A 3,252-nucleotide genomic window follows, 5' to 3' on the forward strand; every position below is an offset into this window, starting at 1 on the left:
GTGTTCACCATGTCCCCGAATACCTGTCTACCATGTCCCCGGACTGTACAGAGGGAGAGGGTCAGGGTTAGGGGGAAATTACTCCCCCTGCTCCCGCGCAATAGCACGATAACCGATATCCTGACGGCTGAAGCTGCCGTTCCAGTGAATATCCGCCATCAGCGCATAGGCGCGTTTCTGCGCTTCTGCCACGGTCTGGCCCAGCGCGGTCGCACACAGCACGCGGCCGCCGTTGGTGAGCACGCGGTCATCGTCAGCCAGCTTCGTACCGGCGTGGAACACCTTCGCGCCGTCAATCTCTTCCAGCGGCAGGCCGTGGATCTCATCTCCGGTGCTGTAGTTCCCCGGATAGCCACCCGCAGCAATCACCACGCCCAGAGACGCACGCTCGTCCCACTCTGAGGTTTTCTCGTCCAGCTTGCCTTCGCAGGCCGCCAGACACAGATCCACCAGGTCGGATTTCATGCGCAGCATGATGGGCTGGGTTTCCGGATCGCCGAAGCGGCAGTTGAATTCAATCACCTTCGGGTTACCCTGCTTGTCAATCATCAGGCCCGCGTAGAGGAAACCGGTGTAGGTATTGCCTTCCGCCGCCATGCCCTTCACGGTAGGCCAGATGATGCGGTCCATGGTGCGCTGATGCACCTCATCGGTAACAACGGGAGCAGGGGAGTAAGCGCCCATCCCGCCGGTGTTGGGGCCGGTATCGCCATTGCCAACGCGCTTGTGATCCTGGCTGGTGGCCATCGGCAGAACGTGCTCGCCGTCGACCATTACGATAAAGCTCGCCTCTTCGCCGTCGAGGAACTCTTCGATCACGATGCGGTGGCCCGCGTCGCCAAAGGCGTTGCCTGCCAGCATATCCTGAACGGCCGCTTCGGCTTCTTCGAGCGTCATCGCCACGATAACGCCTTTCCCGGCGGCCAGACCGTCGGCTTTGATGACAATCGGCGCGCCTTTTTCACGCAGGTAAGCCAGCGCGGGCTCGACGTCGGTGAAGTTCTGATACTCCGCCGTCGGAATGTTATGACGCGCAAGGAAATCTTTGGTGAAGGCTTTGGAGCCTTCCAGCTGTGCGGCACCTTCCGTTGGGCCGAAGATTTTCAGGCCCGCAGCGCGGAAGGCGTCAACCACGCCAATTACCAGCGGCGCTTCCGGGCCGACGATGGTCAGATCGATGTTCTCGGTCTGGGCAAAGCTCAGCAGCGCCGGGATATCGGTCACGCCGATAGCCACGTTCTGCAGCGCGGGTTCCAGCGCGGTACCGGCGTTACCCGGTGCCACGAAGACGGTTTTAACCTGCGGAGACTGCGCCGCTTTCCACGCCAGAGCGTGCTCGCGCCCACCGTTACCAATCACTAATACTTTCATTTTCTGCTCCGGGAATTAATGGCGGAAGTGGCGCATGTCGGTGAAGATCATTGCGATGCCGTGTTCGTCGGCAGCGGCAATCACCTCGTCGTCGCGGATAGAGCCGCCAGGCTGGATCACACAGGTGATGCCCACCGCAGCCGCAGCGTCGATACCGTCACGGAACGGGAAGAAGGCGTCAGAGGCCATGGCGGAGCCTTTCACTTCCAGGCCTTCGTCGCCTGCTTTGATACCGGCAATTTTCGCAGAGTAAACGCGGCTCATCTGGCCTGCGCCTATCCCGATGGTCATGTTCTCTTTGGCGTAGACAATGGCGTTAGACTTCACGAACTTCGCCACTTTCCAGCAGAACAGCGCGTCGCGCAGCTCCTGTTCGGTCGGCTGTCGTTTGGTCACCACGCGCAGGTCGGCTTCTGTCACCATACCCAAATCGCGATCCTGAACCAGCAGACCGCCGTTCACGCGCTTGAAGTCCAGGCCCGGCACGCGCTCCGCCCACTGGCCGCAAACCAGTACGCGCACGTTCTGTTTCGCCGAGGTGATTTTCAGCGCTTCTTCGGACGCGGACGGCGCGATGATCACTTCGACAAACTGGCGGGAGATAATGGCCTGCGCGGTCTCGGCATCCAGCTCGCGGTTGAAGGCAATAATGCCGCCGAATGCGGAGGTCGGGTCGGTTTTGTAGGCGCGATCGTAGGCATCCAGAATAGAGGTGCTTACCGCAACGCCGCACGGGTTGGCGTGCTTGACGATAACGCAGGCCGGCTCGCTGAACTCTTTCACGCATTCCAGTGCGGCGTCGGTGTCGGCAATGTTGTTATAGGAAAGGGCTTTGCCCTGAACCTGCTGTGCGGTCGCAACGGAGGCTTCCTTGACCTCTTCTTCTATATAGAAGGCAGCCTGCTGGTGGCTGTTCTCACCGTAACGCATATCCTGCTTCTTAATGAAGTTCAGGTTCAGGGTGCGCGGGAAGCGGCCAGAAGGATCTTTGCTTTCACCGTGGTAGGCAGGAACCAGGCTACCGAAGTAGTTGGCAATCATGCTGTCGTACGCGGCGGTGTGTTCGAACGCCTTAATCGCAAGGTCGAAGCGGGTTTCGAGAGTGAGGGAGCCGTCGTTAGCATCCATCTCATTAATAATGGCGCTGTAGTCGCTGCTCTTCACCACGATGGCCACATCTTTATGGTTCTTCGCCGCGGAGCGCACCATGGTTGGGCCGCCGATATCAATATTCTCAACCGCATCTTCCAGAGAGCAGCCTTCGCGGGCGACGGTCTGGGCAAACGGGTAGAGGTTAACGACGACCATATCGATAGGCGCGATATCATGCTGTTCCATAATGCCGTCGTCCTGACCGCGACGGCCCAGAATGCCGCCGTGCACTTTCGGATGCAGGGTTTTGACGCGTCCATCCATCATTTCCGGGAAACCGGTGTAGTCGGACACTTCGGTTACCGGCAGACCTTTATCTGCTAACAGGCGAGCGGTACCGCCTGTAGAAAGCAGCTCTACACCACGTGCGGAAAGTGCCTGAGCGAATTCGACGATACCGGCTTTATCAGAAACACTGAGCAGAGCGCGGCGGACTGGACGACGTTGTTGCATGGTAAATCCCCTGGATTTCACGATTACAGAGAGCGTTAGATGAATTTTCCAGCGAAAAACTCATCTAACACACCTGACGAGGCCTCCTTGTTAAGCGCGAGCATTTTAACGAAAACGTTTGCGCAACGCTCGCATATTTTCACTTTTTCGAAGCGCTGTGGATAACTCTGTGTGTAAAAGGGTATAAGGCGGGGTTTTGCTGGGGAATGCAGCAGTCAGTCATTTTTCTGCAACTTTTCTGTTGCGGGCTGCGGAGAACTCCCTATAATGCGCCTC

Annotated in this window: 2 protein-coding genes; both read right to left on the reverse strand. The window is 58.2% G+C overall.

All coding sequences use genetic code 11. The features are described from left to right. Nucleotides 1-78 precede the first annotated feature (78 nt). Nucleotides 79-1,371, reverse strand: a complete 1,293-nt coding sequence (gene purD / locus INF73_RS21130; protein ID WP_045261355.1) for a phosphoribosylamine--glycine ligase — start codon at nt 1,369-1,371, stop codon at nt 79-81. 15 nt (nt 1,372-1,386) lie between these two features. Continuing rightward, a complete protein-coding gene (purH, locus tag INF73_RS21135; RefSeq protein ID WP_028015111.1) occupies nt 1,387-2,976 on the reverse strand; it encodes a bifunctional phosphoribosylaminoimidazolecarboxamide formyltransferase/IMP cyclohydrolase in 1,590 nt (529 codons plus the stop codon). Nucleotides 2,977-3,252 lie beyond the last annotated feature (276 nt).

Source organism: Enterobacter cloacae complex sp. P6RS (assembly GCF_014982245.1).
GTDB classification, from domain to species: domain Bacteria; phylum Pseudomonadota; class Gammaproteobacteria; order Enterobacterales; family Enterobacteriaceae; genus Enterobacter; species Enterobacter bugandensis.